Consider the following 23,594-nt stretch of genomic DNA (forward strand, 5'->3'; position numbering starts at 1 on the left):
GCAATGTTCAGGATTTGCTTGTTGTGCACCTGCCTGCTTTTTCTGGCCGGCTTGTCGATAGCGGCATCCTCCGAGGCTGAAATCGGCCAGCGCAGCCACAGATATGCACTTGTCATCGGCAACTCCGCCTACCGCTATGCGCCATCGCTCCCCAACGGGGTTAATGACGCGAATGCGATCGCTCGAATTTTGGAAGAGACGGGGTTTAAGGTCACCCTTGGCCTGGATGCTGACGCCTCAACGTTCAGGGAACTCATCGGAAAATTCAGGCGAAACTTGCAGCCGGGTGATGTCTCCCTTTTTTACTACGCCGGACACGGGCTCCAAGCGAACGGAGAAAACTACCTATTGCCTGTTGATGCCGTCCTTCAACGTCCGGCCGACTTGGCTCTGGAGGCTGAGCGCTTGCAAGACATTATCGCCGCCATGACGGCCGAGGAAAATACCGCCATCGTCCTCCTCGATGCCTGTCGGGACAATCCTTTCGTCAAGCAACTAAGTGGACAGAGTCAGAGTCGCGGCTTTGCGATAGAAAAGGGGCTGGGAGCCCTGGATGCCGGCAGAGGGGTCTTCATCGGCTTTGCAACACAGCCCGGCAACGTCGCTCTCGATGGAGCCGTCAATCATAGCCCGTTTGCTGACTCTCTTGTGAGGCGCATAAAGACTCCTTCGATCGACATTGAAATTCTCATGCGTCGCGTTCGCTTGGACGTCATGAACGCGACGTCTGGGAGGCAGGTTCCCTGGAGCAACTCGTCCTTGGTGGAGCCGGGGTTCTCTTTTAACCCAGATGCCGCGTCTGGTCAGTCTCCGTCAGAACTCCGTCAGCCAGACATCAATACGGCGACGGAACTCGAATTTTGGAAATCGATCAAAGATACATCCGATGCCTCGATGTATCGTGCTTACCTCGCGGCATTTCCGAATGGAGCATTCGTCGAAATTGCGAAGAGCCGAATTGCCAAGTTCGAAGCACCTGCACCACCACGCAAAAAAATCTTGCCCAAGAAAATCAGCCGTAAGCCGCAGGCCTCATTGCCTGTCGACAAGCCTTCCGCCAATCGCTCGGCGGAAACGACCGAACCTGCTAAACCGGAATCCGTTGGACGGTGCAGGGATGGCAACAAAGAGAAATGTCGCCAGAGATGCCGTGAAGGCGTAAGGCGTGCCTGTCGAAAGCTGCAACAGCTTGGGGGTTAAGCGACCCGCGGATTATCGCCTTGCGTAGCAAATTCGGGTGCGTCGCGGCGGGCGTGTTCGCTTGATCCCACAATCCAACATTGCGACGTGAGGCATGCCTCCAGATTACCGGCTGGCCAGCACCATGCGGTTGCCTTCGCTATCGCGGAATTCGGCGACAGTGCGGCCCGGCTGCCATGGCGCTTCCTGCGGCTCGGTGACGATCTCGACGCCCTTCGCCTTCAGCGATGCGACCGTGCCCTCGACGTTGTCGTCGACCAGCACGAGCACCGGGTCGGCGCTCGGGACCGCGTCGGCGCGCCTGATGAAATGCAGGTTGGTGACCGAGAAGGGAAACGCCAGCTCGATCCAGCGCCAGCCGCCCTCGCCCATCGGCTGGTCGGCTATCACCTGGCAGGCAAGGTGATCGGCATAGAACGCCTTGGCGCGGTCCTGGTCGAAAACCGGAAGTTCGGCAAACTGGATATGCATGATGTCTCTCCTCATCGCGGAGGCCGCGACGCGGCCTCGACGGATGAAAGACGACGCAGACGCGCAAAAAGATTCGGAACCCTGAGAATCTTTTCGATGCTGCGGAACGTCTTCCTCCTGTAAACCCAGAAAAGGAGATGACAATGGGCTACAATCTGATCCGCTACGGCGTGAAGGATGAAAGCCTCGCCGAAAACCGTACGCTGGTTGCACAGGTGTTCGAGGCGCTCGACGAAACGAAGCCGCAATCCGTTCGCTACCTCGTTCTGGAGCTGGAGAATGGCGAGTTCGTCCATCTTGTCAGCCAGGACGGCGACGGCCTTACCGGGCTCGCCGCCTTCAAGGCCTTCAGCGCCGACCACGCCGGGCGTCGCTCCGGACCGCTCGCCAGATCGGCGGCAAAAATCGTCGGCAACTATCGTATGCTGGACAATGCCAGTGAGGCCATGCCGGCCTGACCACAGGTGTCGGCACGGCCTTGGCGCCATGCAGCAGCCGTCTCGGGAATGAATGCAATGAGCTCATCGAAACTCGACCGGGCGGCGCTGGAGGCAATGCTGGCCGGCCTGCGTCCGAAGCTGCATCGCTACGCAGCCCGCATGGCCGGCTCGGTGATCGACGGCGAGGATATCGTGCAGGAGACGGTGCTGAAGGCGCTGCAGGCGCTCGACGGCGGCGCTGCGGTCGAACGTGCGGAGCAATGGCTGTTTCGCATCGCCCACAACGCGGCGCAGGATCATCTGCGCCGGCGCCAGCGGGAGCGGTTGCGCATGACCGAGGCCGACATGACCCAGATCGAAGACCCGTCCGGCAGCGCCGATGCCCGGCTCGCTGCCGCCACAAGCCTGCGCAGCTTCATGCGGCTTTCCGTGGCGCAGCGCAGCGCCGTCATCCTCGTCGACGTGCTCGGCCTCAGCCTCTCCGAGACCTGCGAGGCGACGGGCGCGACGCTGGCTGCGACCAAGGCGGCGCTGCATCGCGGCCGGGCCGAACTCAAGTTGCTTGCTTCGGCGCCGGATGAGGCGGCTCTGCCGAAATTCGATACCGAGGAAGAGCGTCGGCTGCGCCGCTACGTCGACCTGTTCAACGCCCGTGACTTCGATGCCGTCAGGGCACTGATCGCCGAGGATATCCAGCTCGAGGTCGTCAACCGCACGCGTCTCAGCGGCAAGAAGGAAGCCTCGACCTATTTCGGCAACTACGACCGCGCCGGCGACTGGGCATTGTCGCTTGGCTTTGTTGACGGCCAGCCGGCCATCTTGATCCGCAACCCGCAGGCTGACGATGCGGTGCGCGGCTTCGTGCTTGTCGAATGGCGCGGGGATGACGTCGTCCGCATCCGCGACTTCCGCTACGCACCTTACTGCCTGGCGGATGCGGATATCCGTCCGACCGACTGAGCGGAAGCGAGGCGCCATCACTGCCCGAGCAGATCGCGCCGCGTCGAGAGGGCAATAGCCCGGCAGCGCCGGTGCCGCCCGGCTATCCTTCCGCTGAAAACCGCCGCGCCAGGTTCTGCTCGCGGAACGCCGCAGTCACATGGTCGACGAAAGCGCGGGTCTTGGCGGGCAGCAATTTCTGGCTGGCGAAGTAAAGCGAAATCGCGCCGAGGTCTGCATGCCAATCCGGCAGCAAGCGTTGCAGCGCACCGCTTTCCAGGTGCCGCTCCACATAGGGCACGGCGATCATCGCCACGCCCAGGCCCATCAAGGCGGCACGGCATATCGCCTCGGGATCGTTGGCCACCATGCGCGCCTTATGTTCCAGCGTCGTTTCGGCGCCTTCGCGGTTGCGCATTCTCCAGACGCGGACGCGACCCGTATGGGCCGAACGCATGGAGATTCCGTCCAGCGTGGCCAGTTCGTGTGGTTGCCGCGGCGGCTGGCGATCCTGCAAATAGCCCGGCGAAGCCACCGCAATGACATGCAGCGGCGCCAATCGCCGGGCTATCACACCGGTCGCCAGTTCCATGCCGCCGCCGATGGCGGCATCGAAGCCTTCGCTGATCAGGTCGACCTGACGGTTCTCGAAGCTCCAGTCCAACTGAACATCGGGGTAGCGCGCCATGAAGGCCGGCAGCAACGGCAGCACATGGTCCAGCCCGAAGGTCAAGGCCATGCTCACCTTGAGCACGCCGGCGGGCTTGCCTGCGTGCGTGGTCACGCCGGCAATGGCCGACTGGATGGATTCGACGCCATCGGTGACCGATCCCAGAAAGCGCTCGCCATCCTCGGTCAGGGCGAGGCTTCGGCTGCTGCGCTGAAACAGGCGAATGCCCAGGTTGCGTTCCAGCATCGCGACGTTGCGGCTGATCGCGGCAGGCGTCACACCCAGCCGCCGCGCCGCCGCGGAAAAGCTGCCGCATTCGGCGCTTCGGATGAAAGATTCCAGGTTGGCCAGCGTTTCCATGCAGCGATCTTAAACGAACAATTGAAGCTGGTTCTAGCCATCAATGACTAATCGAAGCAGATCGCGCAATTATTTATTGGCCTCAAGATGCCCCCATACGAGGTCGTGGCAATGTCCATCCCGGCGGAAGCTTCCATCGATTACGAACGCCTCATGCAGGCGAACCTGGAGCGAGTGTTCGGCGAGCGTGACGCCGGGCGGCGCCTGGCGGCGATCCGCGAGATTTATGGCGCAGACGCCGTGCTCTACGAGCCGCATGCCTCGGCCGCTGGCCACGCCGCCATAAACGGGGCGGTGACGGCGCTCCTGTCGAGCCTGCCGCCAAGCTTCGCCTTCACCGCGATCGGCCCTGCCGTCGGCCACCACGGCGTCGGCCGGCTGCGCTGGCAGTCCGGGCCGTCGAACGGTCCCGCAGCGGTCACGGGAACCGATGTCGCGCATTTCCAGCGTGGCCTCATCCAGACCCTGCACGTCTTTCTCGATCCACCCGCCGCCTGAGCAACCCTCAGCTTTTTCCAAGGAGTTTTCCATGCCCAAGACCGGTCTCGGCGCCCTGCTTCGCCCTGAAGACAGCATCCTCGTGCTGATCGACCATCAGCCCTACCAGTTCACCAACCTCAACAGCCACGAGCCGACGATGATCGTCAACAACGTCATCGGCCTGGCCAAGACGGCGAAGGTGTTCAATGTGCCGACGATCCTCACCACGGTGATCGAGGAGCGTGGCGGCTACCTGATCAAGGGGCTTCAGGATGTCTTTCCGGAGCAGAAGCCGATCAACCGCACCTTTATCAACACCTGGGAAGACCCGAACGTCACCGACATCGTCAAGAAGAGCGGCCGCAAGCAGCTGGTGCTGGCCGCGCTGTGGACCGAGATATGCCTCGCCATGCCGGCCATCCAGGCGCTCGGCGAGGGCTACGATGTCTTTGTCGTCACCGATGCCTCCGGCGGCGTTTCGGCGGAATCCCATGACATGGCCGTACGACGCATGGCCGCCGCCGGCGCGGTGCCGATCACCTGGCTGGCCGTCATGGCTGAATGGCAGCGTGACTGGGCGCGGGAAAAGACCGCGACCGCGCTCGCCGGCGTGCTCGCCGAGCATGGCGGCGCCAGCGGCGTCGCCTTCGCCTGGGAAATGCAGCTTCTCGGCGGGCATGCCGGATCGGGCCACTAGGCCGCACCGGGAAGGCAACGCAGGCGGGGCGGCCCCTGGGCCGTCCCGTCGAACTGGCTGGCTCCGGCGCGGCGGCATCCACCTCGCGCCAGCATGCCGTCGGTCACTGATCGACGACAAGCCGCAACGCCCGGGATGCCGGCTGCAGCTGGACCTGCCTACCCCAATCGAAGGCAATGAAATCCTGCTCGATGCCGTCGGCGAAGATCACGCCGCCCTCGTTCATCCGCGACGTGACGAGAAGCGGGTTCCCGGTGATCTTGCCGGCGCGCAAAGTGGTGGCCGTGGCCACGCTCGGAAACGGCTCGCGCACCCAGAAGCCCACCGCATGCTCTTCACGGTCGAGGGAAAGCTCGAGATGCGTCGCTTCCATGATCGAGCGGGCCCAGCCCGTCGCGCCGGTGCCGGAGGCGACGATGAGGCCGCTCGAGGAATGGTTTTCCGCCTCGCCCCCGGCCTCGATCCGGTAACGCGCCGACTGGTGGCTGCGATGGCCGACAAAGATCTCGTTGAGCGCGAGCAGCGTTTCACCGCCGTCGAGCTCGGCCTCAACCATGGTTCGTGATTCCACCTTCGCCTCGCCGGCGGCGCTGGCGGCTAGCAGCTTGCCCAGCCGGCCGACGCCGATGCGAACCAGGACACCGTCATAGAGGTCCGGCGCCGGATTGACGCCGAGCACTGGCTGGCCGTTGAGGTACTTGGCGACATTGGCGACCAGCCCGTCCTGCCCGAGCGGCACGACAACGTCGTCCGCCGCGAACAGGAAGCGGTCGAGGTCGGCGCGCTTGACCAGGGTCTGCCGCCAATCCGCCGGCACCGAGGCCCGCGCGGTACCCAGCACGGCATGGAAATTGGCGTGTCGGGCCTCGATATTTTCTAGCCGCTGGTCCCGCGTCTGCAGGAAGAAGCGTGCCTGGTCGCGCGTCGCGTGGCGCGCGACCAGAAGCTCGTAGTCGGTCTCACGCGTCACGAAGACCGCGCGGGGTCGGTTCGCCGCCATGGTTCGCCCCCCTCAGCGGGCCTCGATCACCGCCGGGCTCTTGCGGAATTCGCCGAGCACGGTGGCGAGCAGGTCCGGCGTCACGTTGACATGCTCGATCTTCTCCAGCTTGCCGGCCAGCTGCTGGGCGGCGAGGCCGAGCAGGATCGCGGGCGGCAGGTCGCGGTAGATGGCGATGCGCTGCCGTTCGGCCTCGGCCCTGGCGCCCTCGACCGAGCGGATGCGCTCAGCCTCGGCCGCCGCCTCGACCTGCTGCGCCTCCGCCGCGCCGGTGGCGCGGTTGCGGGCGTTCTCGGCCTCCTCGGCAATCAATAGCTTCTCGCGCCGGGCCAGCTCCGTCCTGGTCGCCATTTCATTTTCGGCGATGGCGCGCTCCTTTTCGACGGCGAGTGCCCGGCGTTCGAAGGTCGCCTCGTCAGCCTTCTGCTGCAGCGCCTCGAAGGTCGGTGTCTGCAGTGCCCGCTCGAGCTCGCTCGTCGGGGTGAGGTTGGTGAGCCGCACGGTGACGGCGGCGACGCCGATGTCGATCAGCGCGGGGTCGGCGGCAACCACCGCCTGCAGCCGCTCGCGCAAGGGCGCGGGGCCGGCGTCGAGGAGCGCGCGCACCGGGCCTTGCCCCAGATATTGCTGCACCGCCTGATTGGCGATGCCGGCGATGCGCGCCTGTATCTTCTCGATCGGCTCGCCCTGCGGCTTGCCTGTCCTCAGATTGATGCTGAAGTCGACGCGCTCCGCCAGCCGCTCGGGATCGACGACATGCCAGCCGATCGTGCCCTGCACGGCCACGGTCTGGAAATCCTGGCTGCGGCCCTTGACGAACAGCGTCATCTCGCGGTCGTCCATCGGCACTTCGGCGATGCTGGCGGTTTCCGGCGCGAACCAGAACACCAGGCCGCGGCCGCTCTGCTTCACGCGACCATCGCGATAGCGGATGACGTGGCTGCTTGCCTCGCTGCGGAGCTGGGCGATGAACCCAAAGTTGCGGATGGTGGCCATGGTGGTGTCTCCCTCAATCGGTCACGGACGCTGGAAACGATACAGTTCTGCCGGTCGGTAGGCGGTGCCCGCCTCGTAGGCGCCGGTCGCCGCCAACCAGCCCTTGTCGAGCAGTCGCCGGCGAAAGGCCGGCTTGTTGAGCGATGCACCGAGAATTGCCTCGTGCACGTCCTGGAGCTGCCGCAGCGTGAACAGCTTGGGCAGCAGCGCGAAGGCAACGTCGGAATAGTCGAGCTTGCCGCGCAGCCTGAGCATCGCCATTGCCAGGATGTCGGCATGGTCGAAGGCGAGCGCGAGCTTTTCGTTGTCCGGCGACAGCACGCTGACCGGACCGCCAGCCTCACCGGCCCAGGGCACGTGGATGGCGGCGGGCATCAGAGTTGGCATCGCCCGCGCGGCCGCGTCGAAAGCTTTCTCGGTCAGCAGAGCGAGATAGGCGACGCTGATGATGCGCATGCGCGGATCGCGATCCACCGCACCGAATGTGTAGAGCTGTTCGAGGTGGGCTTCGGCCATTCCGGCCTTCTCGCGCAGCACGCGCGCGGCCGCGGCGTCGAGGGACTCGTCGATACCGACAAAGCCGCCCGGCAGCGCCCAGCGGCCTGCATGGGGATGCTGGTCGCGCCTGAGCAGCAGGACTGCCGGGCGGCCTTCGCGCAGCCCCAGCAAGACGAGGTCGACCGCCACCGACGGCCGCTGGAATGCGCTGGGATCGTAATCCTTGAGGAAATCGGTCTCGGTCATCGACGTGTCTCGCCTCTAATATACAAGATATATATATCTATTCTGCATATATGTCAACAGGCGACTGGTCCGTATCCGATTCCAACCTTCCGCTCGGCGGCACCTCTTGGAACGCCAGGCAAATCCGTGCGTTTGCACAGACGGAGCGCGCACAATGGCATCTATCCGATACATCGTGACGAGCGTAGACAGATCGGTCGAATTCTACCGCGACAAGCTCGAGTTCTCGGTGAACATGCACAATCCCGGCAAGTTCGCAGCGCTTGTTCGTGATGACCTGACGCTCTACTTGAGCGCGCCCGGAGCAGGCAGTGGAGGAACAGCCGGCGGCAACCCCGAACCCGGTGGATGGAACCGGTTCATGATTGTTACAAAGGACTTAGATGGTCTCATCAGCCGGTTGGATGCCGGTGGGGCCGAATTTAGAGGGGCAGTCAGCGAAGCGGGGGCCGGCCGAGCCAGGCTTTTGAAAGACCCATCCGGTAACCTGATAGAACTGTTTGAATTCAAATAGGGTGGCAATGTCGCCCGCGGCGGCATTAGGTCGTTAACAATTCATGTAATATGGCGCAGATATTGTCGGCGCGCAGCAGCCCAGGAAAGTGAGCCGTTACAGTGCGCCATACAGCCGCCAAGCCCTTGCAACTTGTCATTCACAATGATGACCAGACTCCGTGGCCGTTTGTCGTCGATCTCATCCGCTCGGTCTTTGGTCGATCGGAGGCGGAAGCAGAAGCGTTGACCGCGACAGTATCGCAGCAAGGAAGGGCCGCGTGCGGCAGCTATCCATCCGCGGTCGCGAAGGCCATGCTGGACACGGCGCAGCAGCGCATCAAGGCGGCCGGTCACCCGCTTCGCATCACGGCCGCTCCGTATAAGACAGAGGAATTGGCCGGCGCCGGCGATCCGCCACAGGCTTCGCGGGACAGGAAGTTCAAATATGCCTACGAGGCCATCGGCTGGCATTTCAGCGGACTGGCACATGACGAGATCATCGCAACGTCGCGCCAGTTTCCCGGCCATATGCGCGCCGACGTGCAGGTGGCGCTCGATAAACTGTTCTCGGCCTCGCCTCTCCGCTTCTTCGGCCTTTATGAACAGCATCGCTACGAGACGCTGACCTATGCAGCGCTGACAAAGGACGGGCAGTACGCAGTCACCATATCGGCGGCGCAGTACCAGGATGTCGATATCGGCGAAAGAGAGCCGATAAAATGCCTCAACAACGGTTTGTGGCTCAATCGCGATGGCGACCTGCATTACGCGGTGGTGTTGTCATTTCACCGCGAATACGGCCGCGAGGCCGGGACCTGCGTCGAGATCGCCGTGCCCGCGGGCGAGGCCGGCGTGGCCCTGGTGGACCGCTGCTTCTCAGAGCTAGAGGCCGCCATCAATGCCGCGCGCTCCTACCGCGGCAAGGTTCTCTCGCTCGAAACGGAAGGTGACTATAGCGGCCGTACGAAAGGCGTGATGGTCCATCGCTTGCCGCAGGTGCGGCGTGACGAGATCATCCTGCCGGAACGGACCTTGAAACTTCTCGACCGCAACGTGATCCGGTTCATCGAGAGCCGGGAGGCACTGAGGCGGCTCGGGCAATCGACGCGAAAGGGCATCTTGCTCTACGGCCCGCCGGGCACCGGCAAGACGCATACCATTCGCCATCTGGCCGCCAATCTTCCTGGCCATACGACACTCATCATAACGGCCGGCCAGATGGGCCTGTTGTCGCAATATATGACCCTGGCGCGCCTGCTGCAGCCGGCTACGGTGGTGATTGAGGACGTGGACCTCATTGCCCGCGACCGCGAGAACATGAGCGGTCCGTGCGAAGAGTCTCTGCTCAACACCCTGCTCAACGAGATGGACGGATTGAAGGACAATGCCGACATCCTGTTCGTGCTCACCACCAACCGCCCCGAACAGCTTGAAGGCGCGCTGACAGGACGGCCGGGACGCATCGACCAGGCCATCGAGGTGCCGCTGCCGGACGACGACTGCCGGCAGAAGCTGGTGCGCCTCTATGGCGGCGGACTGAAACTGTCGGACAAGATCGTGGCAGAGGCCGTGGCCCGCACCAAGGGCGTCAGCGCAGCGTTCATCAAGGAGCTTATGCGCCGTATCGCGCAAACGAGCATCATGCGGGGCGACGGAGAGGTTGTGACCCCCACGGACCTGGCCGAAGCCCTGGACGACATGCTGTTCACGGGCGGCCGGCTCAACATCAAGCTGCTTGGCGGAGCAGCAACCGAGGGGCCATAGAGTTGCTGAGCTCGTGTCCGAATACGGGCAGGTGACGGCGACCTGTTCGTTGCCGTGGCGCAACGACGGAGTTCAACTCATCGATGATGGAATGGCGCGCCCGAAGAGATTCGAACTCCTGACCCCCAGATTCGTAGTCTGGTGCTCTATCCAGCTGAGCTACGGGCGCGCAACAGGCCATGCTTTGCATAGCCCCGCGATCCGATCGTGACGACCGGCCGCGACGAGACGTGTTCCCTAACGACTGAATTTCCGAAAAGCAAGCCGATCCGGCAAAAGTTTTGTCGCAGGCGCTTTTGCCCGGTTTCGCCTAGGCCGGTCGGCGCAAACTTCCGCGCGCTTGGTCCAGCCGGACCGGCTGGTCGGGGATGGTGACGGCGAAGGTGGTGCGCCCGCCGATCGATTCGACCAGCTCGACGGTGCCGCCATGGGCGCGGATCAGCTCGTAGGCGATGGCCAGGCCGAGCCCAGTGCCGCCGCTGCGCGCCGAGCCGCGGAAGGCGGCGAACAGGTTCTCGCGCGCTTTCGGCGGCAGGCCGGGGCCGGTGTCGGTGACGACGATGCGACTGACGCTGCCCAGCCGCTCGGCCGAGACCGCCAGGCGGCGTACGACCGCGTCCTCGGTATCGGCGGCCATCGCCTGCACTGCGTTGCGGCAGAGATTGGTCAGCACCCGGAACAGCTGATCGGAATCGGCATCGACCTCGAAGGCGTGCTCGACCGCATTGACGAACTCTATGCCCTCCTCGATGTCGAGCAGGCCGTGCACGTCCTCGACCAGTTGGCGCAGCCGGACGCGGCGGCGCGAGGGCGGCGGCTCCTGCGTGCGGCCATAGGCGAGCACGCCTTCCGAATAGGAGACGGCGCGGTCTAGCGCGCGCAGCAGCTTCGGCGCAAAGGACTGCACGGTCGGGTCCTTCACTTGGCGCAAGCGATCCGACATCAGCTGCGCGGAGGCCAGGATGTTGCGCATGTCGTGGTTGATCTTCGACACAGCGAGTCCCAGATCGGCGAGGTGCTTCTGCTCGGAAAGCATCTTCTGCAGCCGTTCCTGCATCTGCGACAGCTCACGCTCGGCAACGCCGATCTCGTCGGCGCGGGCAGCGGGACGGATGATGCGGCCGGGATCGTCGGGCGCCTCGGAGAAGGTCAGCATCGAGCGCGTCATGGCGCGGATCGGGCCGATCATGATCAGGTCGATCGCGGCATAGACCAGCATCGCGGTGAACAGCGAGATCAGCAGCGAGACGAAGGCGACGTTGCGCGAATAGACCAGCATGGCGCTGCGCAAGGCGTAATCGGGCATGATCAGCTCGAATTCCTTGTCGCTCTCGCCGACCGGACCGAACACGCGCAGCATGCGCTTGCCGCCGAAGACCAGCGTGTCGAGCGCGCCGGTCATGCCCTCGATCATGCCGACTTTGGAAATGTCGATATGCTCGTCGACCTGCGGCGGCATTTCGGACACCACCAGCAGCCGCGAGACGCCGCCGTCGCGCACCGCGATCGCCTTGGCGCCGATCGCCATCAGCACGTCGTTCTGGGCCGTGCGCGAGAGCGAATTGGGCTCGCCTTGCACCAGCACGATCGACACCGCTGCCGCCGTGCCCAGCCGCTCCTTCAGCCAGCTCACCCGGTAGCTGGCGATCCAGGGCAGGAAAATCAGGATTTCGGCCAAAAGCACGAAGACGATGGTGAGCAGCAGAAGCTTGGTCGACAGGCCACGCGACAGGGGCACCGTGCGGGCGGCGGTGCTCGCCGCGCCTGCCCTTTCGTCCGTGGCTTGGGCTTCACTCATGCTTCAGGTCTTCACAAACACTTGATAGCGAAGATTAGGCGATTGCGGCTTTTTTGCCAATTTCATCGTTGGCCGGATAAAAAACATCCGCCGAGCAATCGCGACAAAGGGCCGGCAGGCGCCGGATTGACTTCCAAAACCCTTCTTTCTATAAGCCCGCTCACGCTCGGGCCATTCGTCCCGGCGCGGTTTCGATCGCGCCTAAACCGGCCCGGCAAAGCTCCTGTTACAGAGTGACAGAATCAAGAAGGGCCGCACCCCGCGGTATTAAAACAAATGAAGCGTACCTACCAACCGTCCAAACTCGTCCGCAAGCGCCGGCACGGTTTCCGTGCCCGCATGGCCACCAAGGGTGGTCGCGGCGTCGTCGCAGCCCGCCGCAACCGCGGCCGCAAGCGGCTCAGCGCCTGAACGGAAGACGAGATCGTTGCCCGCAACCGGCAAGCCAGTGGGACAAACTCCCAAGCGGCTTCTGAAGCGCGCGGATTTCCTGGCTGTCCGCAGCGGCGAAAAGCGCCGCGGGCGGCTTTTTCTCGTCGAGGTTCTCGACCGTGGCGACGGTCTGGCGCCGCGCGTCGGCTACACCGTCACCAAGAAGGTCGGCAATGCCGTCGTTCGCAACCGCGTCCGGCGGCGGCTGAGAGAAGCCGTGCGCACGCATGCGGCCGATGACATGGCGCCCGGCAATGACTATGTCATCGTCGGGCGCGAAGACGTGCTCGCCATCCCGTTCGGCCAGCTGAAGGCCGAGCTCTCCCGCCGACTGCGCGGAACACGATAGGCCAAGGGCTTCGATGGAAAACAACCGCAATTTCTTCATCACCATCGCGCTGTCGGTGCTGATCCTGACGCTGTGGCAGGTGTTCTACATGAACCCGCGCGTCGAGCAGCAGCGCGAGGCGGCCCGCATCGAGGAGCAGCGGCAGGCCGAGCAGAAGAAGGCGGCCGAAGCCGCCAATCCCGGTGCCGCCAGCACGCCGGCGCCGGCGCCGGCGCCGGGCACCATTCCCAACGCCCCCGGCGGCGAAGCCGTGACGGCGGCCGGCCGCGCGCAGGCGCTGGCCGCGACCAGCCGCGTCAAGATCGACACGCCGAGCCTCGAAGGCTCGATCAACCTGACCGGCGCGCGCCTCGACGACCTCAAGCTCAAGCACTACACCGAGACCGTCGACAAGAACTCGCCCGAGATCGAGCTGCTCAATCCGTCGGCGCTGCCCAACGGCTATTTCGCCGAGATCGGCTTCGTCGGCAACGACAAGACCGGCGCGGTGCCGGGCGCCGATACGGTGTGGACAGTCGACGGCAATGCGACGCTGACGCCGTCGACGCCGGTGACGCTGACCTATTCCAACGACAAAGGCCTGACCTTCAAGCGCACCGTCTCGGTCGACAACGACTATATGTTCACGGTTTCCGATACGGTGCAGAATTCGGGAACGGCGGCTATCTCGCTGTTCAACTATGGCCGCGTCACCCGCTTCGACAAGCCGGCTGTCGCCAGCACCTATGTGCTGCATGAGGGCCTGATCGGCTATACCGGGACGGAAGGCCTGCAGGAGCACAAATACGCGTCCATCGAGAAGGACAAGCAGGCCCAGCCCGGCAAGTCCACCGACGGCTGGCTCGGCATCACCGACAAATACTGGGCGGTGACGCTGGTGCCGACCGAAAAGCAGCCGTTCCAGCCGCGCTACGCCTTTTTCGAGGATGGCCGCCACCGCTACCAGTCCGACTTCCTGACCGACGCGATCAATGTCGATGCCGGCCAGTCGACGACGGTCGAGACCGAGGTGTTCGCCGGCGCCAAGGAAGTCGCCAAGATCAACGCCTATGCCGAGGACCGTCACATCAAGCGGTTCGACCTCCTGATCGACTGGGGCTGGTTCCACTTCATCACCAAGCCGATGTTCTGGCTGATCGACACGCTCTACAAATTCTTCGGCAATTTCGGCCTGGCGATCCTCGCCACCACCGTCATCGTCAAGGCGATCTTCTTCCCGCTCGCCAACAAGTCCTACGCGTCGATGGCGAACATGAAGAAGGTGCAGCCGAAGATGCTCGAGATCCGCGAGAAATACGCGGACGACAAGATGAAGCAGCAGCAGGCGATGATGGAGCTCTACAAGACCGAGAAGATCAATCCGCTCGCCGGCTGCTGGCCGGTGGCGCTGCAGATCCCGGTGTTCTTCTCGCTCTACAAGGTGCTCTACATCACCATCGAGATGCGCCACGCGCCGTTCTTCGGCTGGATCCAGGACCTGGCCGCGCCCGACCCGACCTCGATCTTCAACCTGTTCGGCCTGATCCCTCTGACGCTGCCGCATATGCTGATGATCGGCGTCTGGCCGCTGCTGATGGGCATCACCATGTTCCTGCAGATGCGCATGAACCCGGCGCCGCCGGACCCGACGCAGGCCGCGATCTTCACCTGGATGCCGATCATCTTCACCTTCATGATGGCGGGCTTCCCCGCTGGCCTCGTCATCTACTGGGCCTGGAACAATCTGCTGTCGATCCTGCAGCAGGGCGTGATCATGAAGCGCCAGGGCGCCAAGATCGAATTGTGGGACAATCTGGCGGCACTGTTCCGCAAGAAACCCTCGCCGGCGGAATAGCCGGCGTCCAACCCCTGGCAAGTTTACAAAGACCCCCGGCTCGTCCGGGGTTTTTTTGTTTCCGATCACATTTTGTGACCGGTGAAACTCCGGCCTGCCGCGCGCCGTAACTGTTCCGTTGCGACCCCAGCGCGCTCCGGCGCGCCATTTGCGGGAAGCGGCCAAGGGTTTTGCCGATCGTCACGTTTAGCGTCGCGGCAAGATACCACGCCACGGTGACGGCTTCCGGCGCAAAAGCGCCGGTGTTTGGGAGGCCGTCCCGGCGACCGGGGTCCTGCCGACCTTCGCGGGACCCCGGTTTATCCAGCTCCAAATCACGCTATCTTGGGCCTGCCGGAGATTTGACGGAGCCAGCCCATGATCGGACCCAACCCGAACATCAAGCACCCGATCCCGATGCATCCGCGCGTCGGCTTCCTGAAAGGGCTGGTCACCGCGCCCAACATCGAGATCGGCGACTTCACCTACTACGATGACCCGGACGGGCCGGACAAATTCGCCGAACGCTGCGTGCTGCACCACTATCCGTTCATCGGCGACAGGCTGATCATCGGCAAGTTCTGCGCCATCGCCGAGGGCGCGCGCTTCATCATGAACGGCGCCAACCATGCCATGTCGGGCTTCTCGACCTATCCGTTCAACATCTTCGGCCATGGCTGGGAGGAAGGCTTCGATCCGAAGGCATGGGCAAAGGAGGTGCGCGGCGACACGGTGATCGGCAATGACGTGTGGATCGGCATGGATGCGGTGATCATGCCTGGGGTGACAATCGGCCATGGCGCCATCGTCGCGGCGAAATCGGTTGTCACGCACGACGTGCCGGCCTATGCGATCGTTGCCGGCAACGCGGCCAAGGTGGTGAAGATGCGCTTCGACGACAAGACGGTCCGGCGATTGCTGATGGCATCCTGGTGGGATTGGCCGGTGGACAAGATCAGCCGCAACCTCAACGCCATCAGAGGCGCCGATATTTCCCGCCTGGAGGCGGCCATTTGATGGACAACACCGTAATCGCCACCGACCTGTTCACAAGAGGCTGGATCTTCATCCGCGGCGTGCCGGCGATGAAGTTCCTGCCGCCGGAAGGACCGCCGGAGATCGCCTTCGCCGGCCGTTCGAATGTCGGCAAATCGTCACTGATCAACGCCCTGGTCGGCCAGAAGGGGCTGGCGCGCACCTCGAACACGCCGGGACGGACGCAGGAGCTCAACTATTTCGTGCCGGACGGTTTTTCCGGCGAAGGCGCCGACCTGCCGCCGATGGCGCTGGTCGACATGCCGGGCTACGGCTATGCGAGCGCGCCGAAGGAAAAGGTCGACGACTGGACGAAACTGGTCTTCGACTATCTCAAGGGCCGCGTGACGCTGAAGCGCGTCTATGTGCTGATCGATGCCCGCCACGGCATCAAGGCCAAGGACGACGAGGTGCTGTCGCTGCTCGACAAGGCGGCGGTTTCGTACCAGATCGTGCTGACCAAGACCGACAAGATCAAGGCGGCCGGCGTGCCGCGGCTGATCGAGGAGACGCTGGCGAAGATCAAGAAGCGGCCGGCCGCCTTCCCGTTCGTCCTGGCAACGTCATCGGAAAAGAGTGACGGACTTGAGGAGTTGCGCGCGGCGATCGTGCTCGCCGCCAATGGCGGCTGACGCACCCGCCGCGAAAGCGCGTCAGATCAAACAAGACGGCCGGACCGGCATATCGCCCGGGCCTTAACTCCGATCGACGTCAATCCGTCTCGTCGCGTTCCGGCGCGTGGTCCCGCCGACCGGCAAGGATTTCACGCTTGCCGACATGGTTGGGAGTGCCGACCAGGCCTTCCTTCTCCATGCGTTCGACCAGCGATGCGGCGCGATTGTAGCCGATGCCGAGGCGGCGCTGGATGTAGGAGGTCGAGCATTTCTTGTCGCGCTTGACCACTTTGACGGCCTCCTCGTACAGCGCGTCGCCATCCTCGGGGTCGACCGAGCCCTTGTCGAAGACCGGACCCGCGTCGGCCGCCTCTTCTTCCGCCTCCTCGTCGGCGGTGACCGTTTCGAGATATTCCGGACGCCCCTGCGCCTTCAGATGCGCCACGACGTGCTCGACCTCCAGGTCGGATACGAAGGGGCCATGCACGCGGACAATGCGCCCGCCGCCAGCCATATGCAGCATGTCGCCCTGGCCGAGCAACTGTTCGGCGCCCTGCTCGCCCAGGATGGTGCGGCTGTCGATCTTCGATGTCACCTGGAAGGAGATGCGGGTCGGGAAGTTGGCCTTGATCGTGCCGGTGATGACGTCGACCGAGGGGCGCTGCGTAGCCATGATCAAGTGGATGCCGGCGGCGCGCGCCATCTGCGCCAGCCGCTGGATGGCGCCTTCGATCTCCTTGCCGGCCACCATCATCAGGTCGGCCATCTCGTCGACGATGATGACGATGTAGGGCATAGGCGCGAGGTCGATTTCCCGTTCCTCGAACAGCGGCTCGCCCGTGCCCTTCTCGAAGCCGACCTGCGCCTGCATGACCACGACCTCACCGTTGTCGCGGGCGGTGGCGGCGCGCTGGTTGTAGCCGTCGATGTTGCGCACGCCGAGGCGCGCCATCTTGCGGTAGCGATCCTCCATCTCGCGCACTGTCCATTTCAGCGCCGTGACGGCCTTCTTGGAATCGGTGACGACCGGCGTCAAAAGATGCGGGATGCCGTCATAGACGGACAGCTCCAGCATCTTTGGGTCGACCATGATGAGGCGGCATTCCTCTGGCTTCATCCGATAGAGCAGCGACAGGATCATGGTGTTGATGGCGACCGATTTGCCCGAGCCGGTGGTGCCCGCGACCAGCAGATGGGGCATCTTGGCCAGGTCGGCGATGACCGGCTCGCCGCCGATCGTCTTGCCGAGGCCGAGCGCCAGCTTGCAGGACGTGTTGCGGAAGCCGGCCGATTCGATCAACTCGCGGAAATAGACCGTCTCGCGCGTCTCGTTAGGCAGTTCGATGCCGATGACGTTGCGGCCGGGCACGACGGCGACGCGCGCCGAGATCGCCGACATGGAGCGGGCGATGTCGTCGGCCAGGCCGATGACACGGCTGGATTTCACGCCGGGCGCCGGCTCGAACTCGTAGAGAGTGACGACCGGACCAGGCCGGACATGGATGATCTCGCCCTTGACGCCGAAATCCTCAAGTACGCTTTCGAGCAGGTCGGCGTTCTGTTCCATCCGCTCTTGCGACATGTAGAAGCCCTGGCCCTCCGGCGGCATTTGCAGCAGGTCCTCGGAAGGAAGCTCGTAGCCGGACGGGGCGGTCAACGGCACCACCTTGCCGGCGACAGGCAAAGACGGCGCGCGCTTCGCGGTCCGGGCGCTTTTTGGAACGGAACTCCGCGCGGCGGGCTCCATTGCGGGCGCCCGGGGCTCGATGTCCAGTGGAGCGGGCCGGGCGGCGGGCGTGTCGGCCAGCGTTGTCGTTGGAGCAGGGCTTTCGGCCGGCCCGTTCGAACGCCATTCGATGATGCGGTAGAACGAAATTGCTTCGCCCTTGGAGGCGGGGCTGGACTGGGTCGGCGCCGGAGGATGCACCGGCGCGGAGGCCGGCGGTCGCGACGATTCGTTCAGGCGAGCCCGCGCCAGGCGCTCGGCGAGCAAGGGCATGCTGAACTCGAAAAACGCATCATCGGAAAGATAGGACCAGCGAAATTTCGGCGGCTGCGCCTTTTGCGCCGGAGTGGCGACCGCCCGTGGCGGCGCGGCAATGGCCTGCGTCGGCTTGACGATTGCCTGAGGCGATCTGGCCGAAGCCGTGGGGGCTAGGCCGGAAATTTCCCGGGCCGGAGTGGCCGGCTGGGGGGCCGACGGCGCGGGGCGGACGGAATCGCCGCGGGAAGGCATCGCCTTGGCCGGCGCTTCATCATCCGGCTGCGCTGCGGGCCGCTTGTCGGAATCCGGCGTGCGGGTAAAGCGCACATTGGGCGCGAGGAAGAAATATTGCTGCCAGGCCGGGCGGCCGAACTCGCCACCCTCAGAATCCAACGAGGCGGCGGCGTTCGATTCGCCTTCAACGGAGGCTGTCAGCGTGACGACCTGCCGCGGTTGCCGCTGCGGTGGCGCGGCCGCGCCATGGTGCCGGGCATCTTCCGGATGAGTGTCGTCGTTGTCGCCATAGGCGGAAGCGCCGGAAGGATTGGCACGGGAGAAACGCATGGATTTCACACTCGAGATTCGTCGAACAAACGTGTCCCGAGACATAGGAACCGATGGTTAACAAGCTCTTCCGGAGAGCTCCGCAAAAGTCGCGCTCGACGGTCGATAGGCGGGAGGAAGGACGTACCCGGCGAACATCGAGGCCGGTTACGACGCAGCCTGCGTCGCGTCGTCAAAGCACGTCGCGATCCTTCACGCTCCGCGCGCTTCAGGTCTCACGCCGACTGGGCCGCCTGCTCCTCGGCCGCGAGCCTTTCGGTGCCGTAGGCCTTCAGGAACATGCTGACGCCCGACCTGACGACGTGGTCGATCTCATCCTGGCTGGGGGCCTTGGTGCGGTAGGAGAATATGCACTGGCGGAAAAATCCGGCCAGGCAGAGTTCGGTGAACTGATAGGCGGCCAGGTCGACATCGTCGATCTGCAGCAGGCCGCGCTCGATGGCGGCATTGAGGAAGGCCGCGACCCTGTCATGGCCGCGTTTCGGGCCGCGTTCGTAAAACCGAGCGCCCATGTCGGGTATCCTGTCGGCCGCGCCGATCACCGTGCGCTGCGCCTGGATGACCTTGGCCGACGTGATCTTGAGCGACAGTACCTTGCCGAACTTGACCAGCGTCTCACGCAGGTCGTCGGCACGGTCGAGCATGTCGTACATGTTCTTGAAGATGGTGCCGCGCTCTTCCTCGATCAGCGCCTCGAACAGCTCTTCCTTGTTGGCGAAGTAGACATAGATGGTGCCCTTGGAGACGCCGGCCTCGCGGGTGATGTCGTTCATCGACGCGGCCTCGAAGCCCTTGTCGATGAAGACACGGCGCGCGCCCTCGATGATCTGGCTGCGCTTGACGGGGTCCTGCCCGGCCGCCGGACGGCCGCGACGCAGGCTGTCCAGCACGTCGCACTGGTCCTCGCCGCTGTCGGACACTGTTTCGACCATAAAAGTCACACCTCGCAAAATAATTCGAACCGACTGGTTCGATTGCCCCTTGATATGGGCCTGTTTCCGCGCTAAGTCAATCTCCGCATCGAACCGAACGGTTCAGTATAACAGAATTTCCTTATATAGACCCTGCTGAGAGATATCATGTCCTCTAACGCGCCCGCATCCGCCGAAGTCCGTCCGTTTCCCAATGCCAAGGTCGCTCCGTCGACCGAAGCGCCGGAAGCGCTTCCGCAGCCCGCCACTGTCGTCCCCGCCGAAGCGCCTGCCAAGAAGAAGCGTTCGGTGCGCTCGCTGCTTTTGCCCATCATCGGGCTTGGGCTGCTCGGCGCCGGCGCCTGGTATGGCTACGACTACTGGACCGACGGCCGCTTCATGATCTCAACCGACGACGCCTATGTCCAGGCCGACATGTCGTTCGTGTCGCCGAAGATCTCCGGCTATGTCGACAAGGTCCTGGTGAGCGAGAACCAAAAGGTGAAGGCCGGCGACCCGCTGCTGACCATCGATGATGGGGACTACAGAATAGCCGTTGCCCAGGCCGAGGCGCAGATCGCCACCCTGGCGAAGACGCTCGAGCGCATCGACGCGCAGACCAAGGCGGCCCAGGCTTCGCTGCAGCAGGCGCAGGCGCAGAAGGTGGCCGACCAGGCCGCGGCCGACAATGCGGCGCGCGCCCAAGACCGCGCGGCGCAGCTGCTCAAGACCCATGTCGGAACGCAGGCGCAGCTCGACGACGCACAGACCGCGCTCGACCAGGCCAAGGCGGCGTTGGTCGGCGCCGATGCGCAGATCGCCGCCGCGCAGGCCAATATCGGCGTGCTGGAAGCGCAACGCGCCGAATCGGCAAGCACGCTGGCCTCGCTGCAGCTCAGCCATGACAAGGCCGCGCGGGATCTGTCCTTTACGGTGCTCAAGGCGCCCTATGACGGCGTCGTCGGCAACCGCTCGGTCGAGCAGGGCGACCTGGTCAGCCCCGGCCAGAAGCTCGCCGTCGTCGTGCCGATGGACAAGCTCTATATCGTCGGCAACTTCAAGGAGACGCAGCTTGGCCGGCTGGTGCCCGGCGAGAAGGTCCGCATCACGGTCGACGCGATCGACGGCCAGAGCTTCGAAGGCACGGTCTCCTCGCTGGCGCCGGCTTCGGGTGCGGTGTTCTCGCTGCTGCCGCCGGAAAACGCCACCGGCAACTTCACCAAGGTGGTGCAGCGCGTTCCGGTCCGTATCGACGTGCCCGCCGACGTCTTGACGACCGGCAAGCTGCGCGCCGGCCTGAGCGTCATCGTCGCCGCCGACAGCCGCACCGCGCCCGCCGCGACGGCCAACTAAGCACTTGGGGGGGTGGCTCGGCGGCTTGTTGAGCGCCGAGCCACCCAGCCTTCCAAGTATCTGTTTTGACGCGATTCTGGACGGAAAGGCGCTGCGCGCGCTTCCCGGAATTGCCGTAGGGAGGCCATGACATGGCAACCGCAACCATTACCGCAGGATCGGCGCCGGCACGGCCGGTGGCCGCGGCCCCCGCCCTGCCGGCTGACCATATGCCGGTTCGCCGCGTCATCGCCTTCCTGGCGATGGTGTTCGGCATGTTCATGGCGATCCTGGACATCCAGATCGTCTCGGCCTCTCTGGCCGAGATCCAGGCCGGCCTCAGCGCCAGCTCGGACGAGATCCCGTGGGTGCAGACCGCCTATCTGATCGCCGAGGTGGTGATGATCCCGCTGTCCGGCTTCCTCAGCCGGATGCTGTCGACGCGGGTGCTGTTCACGATAGCTGCCGCCGGCTTCACCGCGGCCAGCGCGCTGGCCGCCACCGCGACCAACATCGACCAGATGATCGTCTACCGCGCCGTCCAAGGCTTCATCGGCGGCGGCATGATCCCCAGCGTCTTCGCGGCCGCCTTCACCATCTTCCCGCCGTCGCGCCGCGCCATCGTCTCGCCGATGATCGGCCTGGTGGCGACGCTGGCGCCGACGATTGGCCCGACGGTCGGCGGCTATATCAGCCACGCCATGTCCTGGCACTGGCTGTTCCTGATCAATGTCGTGCCCGGCATACTGGTGGCGACGGCTGCCTGGACGCTGATCGATTTCGACAAGCCCAATCTCAAGCTGTTCTCAAAGTTCGACTGGTGGGGTCTCGCCGGCATGGCAGCCTTCCTCGGCTGCATGGAATATGTGCTGGAAGAGGGCCCGAACAATGACTGGCTGCAGGACCAGGCGGTGCTCATCTGCGCCGTCGTCATGACCGTCGGCGCCGTGCTGTTCTTCTGGCGCGCCTTCACCGCCGAGGAGCCTATCGTCGATCTGAGGGCCTTCACCAACGTCAACTTCGCCTTCGGCTCGCTGTTCTCCTTCGTCGTCGGCATCGGCCTCTACGGGCTGACCTATCTCTATCCGGTGTTTCTGGGCCGTATCCGCGGTTACGATTCGATGATGATCGGCGAGGCGCTGTTCGTCAGCGGCCTGGCGATGTTCTTCACAGCGCCCGTTGCCGGCATCCTGTCGAACAAGATCGATCTCAGGCTCATGATGATGATCGGCTTCTTCGGCTTCGCCACTGGCACCTGGTGGATGACGCATCTGACTGCCGACTGGGATTTCTACGAACTGCTGATCCCGCAGATCCTGCGCGGCTGCTCGATGATGCTGTGCATGGTGCCGATCAACAACATCGCGCTCGGCACGCTGCCGCCGGAGCGGCTGAAGAATGCGTCGGGCCTGTTCAACCTGACCCGCAACCTCGGCGGCGCCGTCGGCCTCGCTGTCATCAACACGGTGCTGATCGACCGCAACGCCTTCCACTACGCCAGGCTCGCCGAGCATGTGCAGTGGGGCAGCGCCGAAGCGCAGCAGAAGCTGCAGAACATGACGCTGAACTTCGAGCAGACCGCGGGGCTCGACGCCGGCAAGGCGGCGATCTCCAAGCTGTCCGGCATGGTCCAGCAGCAGGCATCGCTGCTGTCCTTCATGGACGTGTTCTACATGCTGACGGTGTTGTTCGCGACGCTCGGACTGTTCGTCCTGTTCATCCGCAAGCCGGCCGACCAGGCCGGCGGCGGTGGCGGAGGCCATTGAGGCGCGCCGGAACCCCCCTGGCGCCCCTCGTGCATGACCCCGGAAATCGGCGACGATTTCCGGGGTCATGCTTTAAGTCAAACTTCAACTCGGATCGGAGCGGTCCGCGCCTCTCAGGCGGTGGCCGGCTTGAAGCTCAGCGCCACGCCATTGATGCAGTGGCGCAGGCCGGTCGGCGGCGGGCCGTCATCGAAGACATGGCCGAGATGGCCACCGCAGCGGCGGCAATGCACCTCGGTGCGGGTCATGCCGAGCGAGCGGTCCTCGGTCCTGCCGATGGCGTTGGCGATCTCCTGCCAGAAGCTCGGCCAGCCGGTGCCGGAATCGAACTTGGTCTCGGACGGGTAGACCGGCAGGTCGCAGCCGGCGCAGGCGAAGATGCCCTTGCGGTGCTCGTTGAGCAGCGGGCTGGTGCCGGGATATTCGGTGCCCTCCTTGCGCAGCACATTGTAGGCGGCGTCGGACAGGACGGCATGCCACTCGGCGTCGGTCTTGGTCACTTCGAAGGTTTCGGCGGCCAGAGCAGGCTTTGGGCCGCCCATGCGGAGCGCCGCTCCGGCTGCGATCATCAAGGTGCCGGCGGCGGCACTGCTCCAAAGGAAATCGCGACGGTTCATCACTATTTTCTCCCTGCTGTCTGTTTGCCAGATTCAACGACCCGGAGGAAATCAAAAGGCCGTTGACGCCCCCGAACGAGCGCTCCGCACCGGGCTCCTCGAGGAAGCCGCGGCACGGAGCGG

Annotated in this window: 23 protein-coding genes and 1 tRNA gene; 14 read left to right on the plus strand and 10 right to left on the minus strand. The window is 64.2% G+C overall.

Translation table 11 applies throughout. From position 1 onward, the window contains the following. The first annotated feature begins 3 nt into the window (after window positions 1-3). Entirely contained in the window at window positions 4-1,200 is a 1,197-nt protein-coding gene (locus tag JG743_RS03040; RefSeq protein ID WP_202298154.1) for a caspase family protein, read from the plus strand. Window positions 1,201-1,305: 105 nt separating this feature from the next. Here the strand turns inward: JG743_RS03040 and JG743_RS03045 are convergent, their stop codons facing one another. Beyond that, window positions 1,306-1,671, minus strand: coding sequence for a VOC family protein (locus tag JG743_RS03045; RefSeq protein WP_202298165.1), 366 nt, complete (start codon window positions 1,669-1,671; stop codon window positions 1,306-1,308). A gap of 143 nt (window positions 1,672-1,814) precedes the next feature. On the opposite strand from JG743_RS03045, the gene JG743_RS03050 reads away from it, so the two are divergent. Then, window positions 1,815-2,129: a hypothetical protein gene (locus JG743_RS03050; RefSeq protein ID WP_244673051.1), complete on the plus strand. Its 315-nt coding sequence runs from the start codon at window positions 1,815-1,817 to the stop codon at window positions 2,127-2,129. A gap of 57 nt (window positions 2,130-2,186) precedes the next feature. Beyond that, window positions 2,187-3,071 (plus strand): sigma-70 family RNA polymerase sigma factor, encoded by an 885-nt coding sequence (locus tag JG743_RS03055; protein WP_202298167.1) that lies wholly within the window; start codon window positions 2,187-2,189, stop codon window positions 3,069-3,071. 82 nt (window positions 3,072-3,153) lie between these two features. Here JG743_RS03055 and JG743_RS03060 read toward each other — a convergent pair whose 3' ends face one another. Continuing rightward, window positions 3,154-4,080 (minus strand): LysR family transcriptional regulator, encoded by a 927-nt coding sequence (locus tag JG743_RS03060; protein ID WP_202298169.1) that lies wholly within the window; start codon window positions 4,078-4,080, stop codon window positions 3,154-3,156. A 111-nt stretch (window positions 4,081-4,191) separates the two neighbouring features. Between JG743_RS03060 and JG743_RS03065 the strand changes: the two genes are divergently transcribed. Both JG743_RS03065 and JG743_RS03070 read left to right on the plus strand, forming a co-directional pair. After that, window positions 4,192-4,578 carry a nuclear transport factor 2 family protein gene (locus JG743_RS03065; RefSeq protein WP_202298171.1) on the plus strand — a complete coding sequence of 129 codons (387 nt, stop codon included), beginning with the start codon at window positions 4,192-4,194 and terminating at the stop codon, window positions 4,576-4,578. Window positions 4,579-4,609: 31 nt separating this feature from the next. After that, complete coding sequence (locus JG743_RS03070) at window positions 4,610-5,257, plus strand: hydrolase (RefSeq protein WP_202298173.1); 648 nt, start codon at window positions 4,610-4,612, stop codon at window positions 5,255-5,257. Between the two features lie 103 nt (window positions 5,258-5,360). Here JG743_RS03070 and JG743_RS03075 read toward each other — a convergent pair whose 3' ends face one another. Genes JG743_RS03075 through JG743_RS03085 form a run of 3 tightly spaced genes read right to left on the minus strand, consistent with a single transcriptional unit; the run spans window position 5,361 to window position 7,997 of the window. Beyond that, window positions 5,361-6,257 (minus strand): NAD(+)/NADH kinase, encoded by an 897-nt coding sequence (locus tag JG743_RS03075; protein ID WP_202298175.1) that lies wholly within the window; start codon window positions 6,255-6,257, stop codon window positions 5,361-5,363. 12 nt (window positions 6,258-6,269) lie between these two features. Next, window positions 6,270-7,253, minus strand: a complete 984-nt coding sequence (locus tag JG743_RS03080) for an SPFH domain-containing protein (RefSeq protein ID WP_202298177.1) — start codon at window positions 7,251-7,253, stop codon at window positions 6,270-6,272. Window positions 7,254-7,274: 21 nt separating this feature from the next. Continuing rightward, complete coding sequence (locus JG743_RS03085) at window positions 7,275-7,997, minus strand: NUDIX hydrolase (protein WP_202298179.1); 723 nt, start codon at window positions 7,995-7,997, stop codon at window positions 7,275-7,277. Between the two features lie 154 nt (window positions 7,998-8,151). On the opposite strand from JG743_RS03085, the gene JG743_RS03090 reads away from it, so the two are divergent. Both JG743_RS03090 and JG743_RS03095 read left to right on the plus strand, forming a co-directional pair. Further along, window positions 8,152-8,511 (plus strand): VOC family protein, encoded by a 360-nt coding sequence (locus JG743_RS03090; RefSeq protein WP_202298181.1) that lies wholly within the window; start codon window positions 8,152-8,154, stop codon window positions 8,509-8,511. 101 nt (window positions 8,512-8,612) lie between these two features. Next, a complete protein-coding gene (locus JG743_RS03095; RefSeq protein ID WP_202298190.1) occupies window positions 8,613-10,256 on the plus strand; it encodes an ATP-dependent Clp protease adaptor ClpS in 1,644 nt (547 codons plus the stop codon). Between the two features lie 92 nt (window positions 10,257-10,348). On the opposite strand, the gene JG743_RS03100 is transcribed toward JG743_RS03095, so the two are convergent. Both JG743_RS03100 and JG743_RS03105 read right to left on the minus strand, forming a co-directional pair. Next, a tRNA-Arg gene (locus JG743_RS03100) sits at window positions 10,349-10,425 on the minus strand. 141 nt (window positions 10,426-10,566) lie between these two features. After that, window positions 10,567-12,054, minus strand: a complete 1,488-nt coding sequence (locus tag JG743_RS03105) for a sensor histidine kinase (protein ID WP_202298192.1) — start codon at window positions 12,052-12,054, stop codon at window positions 10,567-10,569. 276 nt (window positions 12,055-12,330) lie between these two features. Here JG743_RS03105 and rpmH point away from each other — a divergent pair, with 276 nt between their 5' ends. From rpmH to yihA, 5 genes are all read left to right on the plus strand, one after another. Continuing rightward, entirely contained in the window at window positions 12,331-12,465 is a 135-nt protein-coding gene (gene rpmH, locus JG743_RS03110) for a 50S ribosomal protein L34 (RefSeq protein WP_008833937.1), read from the plus strand. A gap of 16 nt (window positions 12,466-12,481) precedes the next feature. Further along, complete coding sequence (gene rnpA / locus JG743_RS03115) at window positions 12,482-12,835, plus strand: ribonuclease P protein component (RefSeq protein WP_202298194.1); 354 nt, start codon at window positions 12,482-12,484, stop codon at window positions 12,833-12,835. A gap of 13 nt (window positions 12,836-12,848) precedes the next feature. Beyond that, window positions 12,849-14,669 carry a membrane protein insertase YidC gene (gene yidC, locus JG743_RS03120; RefSeq protein WP_202298196.1) on the plus strand — a complete coding sequence of 607 codons (1,821 nt, stop codon included), beginning with the start codon at window positions 12,849-12,851 and terminating at the stop codon, window positions 14,667-14,669. Between the two features lie 357 nt (window positions 14,670-15,026). Beyond that, window positions 15,027-15,665 (plus strand): CatB-related O-acetyltransferase, encoded by a 639-nt coding sequence (locus JG743_RS03125; RefSeq protein WP_202298198.1) that lies wholly within the window; start codon window positions 15,027-15,029, stop codon window positions 15,663-15,665. After that, a complete protein-coding gene (gene yihA, locus JG743_RS03130) occupies window positions 15,665-16,315 on the plus strand; it encodes a ribosome biogenesis GTP-binding protein YihA/YsxC (RefSeq protein ID WP_202298200.1) in 651 nt (216 codons plus the stop codon). The genes JG743_RS03125 and yihA overlap by 1 nt, the downstream gene beginning before the upstream one ends. 79 nt (window positions 16,316-16,394) lie before the next feature. Here the strand turns inward: yihA and JG743_RS03135 are convergent, their stop codons facing one another. Further along, complete coding sequence (locus JG743_RS03135; protein WP_202298202.1) at window positions 16,395-18,845, minus strand: DNA translocase FtsK; 2,451 nt, start codon at window positions 18,843-18,845, stop codon at window positions 16,395-16,397. 215 nt (window positions 18,846-19,060) lie between these two features. Continuing rightward, complete coding sequence (locus JG743_RS03140) at window positions 19,061-19,777, minus strand: TetR/AcrR family transcriptional regulator (RefSeq protein ID WP_202298204.1); 717 nt, start codon at window positions 19,775-19,777, stop codon at window positions 19,061-19,063. 147 nt (window positions 19,778-19,924) lie between these two features. On the opposite strand from JG743_RS03140, the gene JG743_RS03145 reads away from it, so the two are divergent. Both JG743_RS03145 and JG743_RS03150 read left to right on the plus strand, forming a co-directional pair. Further along, complete coding sequence (locus tag JG743_RS03145; protein ID WP_202298206.1) at window positions 19,925-21,109, plus strand: HlyD family secretion protein; 1,185 nt, start codon at window positions 19,925-19,927, stop codon at window positions 21,107-21,109. 131 nt (window positions 21,110-21,240) lie between these two features. Further along, window positions 21,241-22,854 carry a DHA2 family efflux MFS transporter permease subunit gene (locus tag JG743_RS03150; protein ID WP_202298216.1) on the plus strand — a complete coding sequence of 538 codons (1,614 nt, stop codon included), beginning with the start codon at window positions 21,241-21,243 and terminating at the stop codon, window positions 22,852-22,854. A gap of 113 nt (window positions 22,855-22,967) precedes the next feature. On the opposite strand, the gene msrB is transcribed toward JG743_RS03150, so the two are convergent. Then, entirely contained in the window at window positions 22,968-23,471 is a 504-nt protein-coding gene (gene msrB / locus JG743_RS03155; protein WP_202298218.1) for a peptide-methionine (R)-S-oxide reductase MsrB, read from the minus strand. Between the last annotated feature and the right edge of the window lie 123 nt (window positions 23,472-23,594).

It is taken from the genome of Mesorhizobium sp. 131-2-1, from assembly GCF_016756535.1.
Taxonomy (GTDB): Bacteria; Pseudomonadota; Alphaproteobacteria; order Rhizobiales; family Rhizobiaceae; genus Mesorhizobium.

What these genes read in the sequence shown, in the direction of transcription:
- JG743_RS03040 (WP_202298154.1), top strand. Translation starts at nt 4, where the DNA reads ATGTTCAGGATTTGCTTGTTGTGCACCTGCCTGCTTTTTCTGGCCGGC.
- JG743_RS03045 (WP_202298165.1), bottom strand. Translation starts at nt 1,671, where the DNA reads ATGCATATCCAGTTTGCCGAACTTCCGGTTTTCGACCAGGACCGCGCC.
- JG743_RS03050 (WP_244673051.1), top strand. Translation starts at nt 1,815, where the DNA reads ATGGGCTACAATCTGATCCGCTACGGCGTGAAGGATGAAAGCCTCGCC.
- JG743_RS03055 (WP_202298167.1), top strand. Translation starts at nt 2,187, where the DNA reads ATGAGCTCATCGAAACTCGACCGGGCGGCGCTGGAGGCAATGCTGGCC.
- JG743_RS03060 (WP_202298169.1), bottom strand. Translation starts at nt 4,080, where the DNA reads ATGGAAACGCTGGCCAACCTGGAATCTTTCATCCGAAGCGCCGAATGC.
- JG743_RS03065 (WP_202298171.1), top strand. Translation starts at nt 4,192, where the DNA reads ATGTCCATCCCGGCGGAAGCTTCCATCGATTACGAACGCCTCATGCAG.
- JG743_RS03070 (WP_202298173.1), top strand. Translation starts at nt 4,610, where the DNA reads ATGCCCAAGACCGGTCTCGGCGCCCTGCTTCGCCCTGAAGACAGCATC.
- JG743_RS03075 (WP_202298175.1), bottom strand. Translation starts at nt 6,257, where the DNA reads ATGGCGGCGAACCGACCCCGCGCGGTCTTCGTGACGCGTGAGACCGAC.
- JG743_RS03080 (WP_202298177.1), bottom strand. Translation starts at nt 7,253, where the DNA reads ATGGCCACCATCCGCAACTTTGGGTTCATCGCCCAGCTCCGCAGCGAG.
- JG743_RS03085 (WP_202298179.1), bottom strand. Translation starts at nt 7,997, where the DNA reads ATGACCGAGACCGATTTCCTCAAGGATTACGATCCCAGCGCATTCCAG.
- JG743_RS03090 (WP_202298181.1), top strand. Translation starts at nt 8,152, where the DNA reads ATGGCATCTATCCGATACATCGTGACGAGCGTAGACAGATCGGTCGAA.
- JG743_RS03105 (WP_202298192.1), bottom strand. Translation starts at nt 12,054, where the DNA reads ATGAGTGAAGCCCAAGCCACGGACGAAAGGGCAGGCGCGGCGAGCACC.
- rpmH (WP_008833937.1), top strand. Translation starts at nt 12,331, where the DNA reads ATGAAGCGTACCTACCAACCGTCCAAACTCGTCCGCAAGCGCCGGCAC.
- yidC (WP_202298196.1), top strand. Translation starts at nt 12,849, where the DNA reads ATGGAAAACAACCGCAATTTCTTCATCACCATCGCGCTGTCGGTGCTG.
- JG743_RS03125 (WP_202298198.1), top strand. Translation starts at nt 15,027, where the DNA reads ATGATCGGACCCAACCCGAACATCAAGCACCCGATCCCGATGCATCCG.
- yihA (WP_202298200.1), top strand. Translation starts at nt 15,665, where the DNA reads ATGGACAACACCGTAATCGCCACCGACCTGTTCACAAGAGGCTGGATC.
- JG743_RS03135 (WP_202298202.1), bottom strand. Translation starts at nt 18,845, where the DNA reads ATGCGTTTCTCCCGTGCCAATCCTTCCGGCGCTTCCGCCTATGGCGAC.
- JG743_RS03140 (WP_202298204.1), bottom strand. Translation starts at nt 19,777, where the DNA reads ATGGTCGAAACAGTGTCCGACAGCGGCGAGGACCAGTGCGACGTGCTG.
- JG743_RS03145 (WP_202298206.1), top strand. Translation starts at nt 19,925, where the DNA reads ATGTCCTCTAACGCGCCCGCATCCGCCGAAGTCCGTCCGTTTCCCAAT.
- JG743_RS03150 (WP_202298216.1), top strand. Translation starts at nt 21,241, where the DNA reads ATGGCAACCGCAACCATTACCGCAGGATCGGCGCCGGCACGGCCGGTG.
- msrB (WP_202298218.1), bottom strand. Translation starts at nt 23,471, where the DNA reads ATGAACCGTCGCGATTTCCTTTGGAGCAGTGCCGCCGCCGGCACCTTG.